Annotated in this window: 1 protein-coding gene; it reads right to left on the bottom strand. The window is 52.7% G+C overall.

Annotation, left to right across the window (positions count from 1 at the left end):
- On the bottom strand, positions 1–309 hold a 309-nt coding region (locus ACM9LZ_RS25905), incomplete at its 3' end, for a helix-turn-helix domain-containing protein (protein WP_416622383.1).
- Positions 310–891: the final 582 nt, after the last annotated feature.

Genomic DNA, 891 nt, shown 5'->3' with positions numbered 1-891 from the left:
ATCGGGGCCCTGGCGCACCCAACTGGCAAGCTCTTCCAGTTGTTCTGCGGACAAAATCCCAGGCCGACCCTTTGATCGACGATCCACCAGGCCGGCTATCCCCTCCGCGTTATAGCGATGCACCCAATCCCGTAACGTCTGGCGATCCATGCCGGCAGCCGCAGCCGCTTCCTCCCGCGTCTTGCCCTCCGCAATAAGCGCCAGCGCCAAAAGACGCCGGGCCACGTTCGCATCCCGGCTCCCTACTGCCTCACGACGCAGCGTCGCCGCGTCCGAGCCCGCTCGGGTAATCTTGATGGCTGCAGACATGGCTACCCCCCGCAACGCTAAAAATGCGCTACCAGGGAATCACAGCCGAGTGATAAAGGGAATCCCTTCGATCTCAACGAGAGTCATTTCCTCGGCGGGTTGGTATTACTTGCGGGGTTTGTGGCAGGTTGGGGCAGAAACGACAAAAGCCGTTGATCCCTTTTGAGGATCAACGGCTTATCGGTGGATGCGGGGGCTCGCCTAAACCGATGGTATGACAATTTATCCGGTAATATATGCGTAGTCAATTCACCATCTACGCAACAGCTGCTGCCCCGTATGGCCGCTATGGAGGCGTTTATGGACGGCTCGATCTTAGTCGAGCAGGCCAAATCAGTAGACGACAAGTTCTCTTCGCGAACATGAAATGGTAACGTCAGCCATAACATTCAGATAATATGTGATGTAATTCAATTTTTATCATAATCAGATTTGGTCAATATCTTTTATATTTAAAATATCAAGCCTATTTTTACTAAAATGTTCGGATTTGTGCGTATTATATTTTACAATTCTCTAAGAAGTCCAAGCAGGCTGGCGGGTCGTTGGGCGCGAGATTACGAGCCCGCAGCGAGGCGTCTG

The organism is Niveispirillum fermenti (genome assembly GCF_048066175.1).
GTDB lineage: Bacteria > Pseudomonadota > Alphaproteobacteria > Azospirillales > Azospirillaceae > Niveispirillum > Niveispirillum fermenti.
This window is presented reverse-complemented; position numbering and strand designations above follow the sequence as displayed.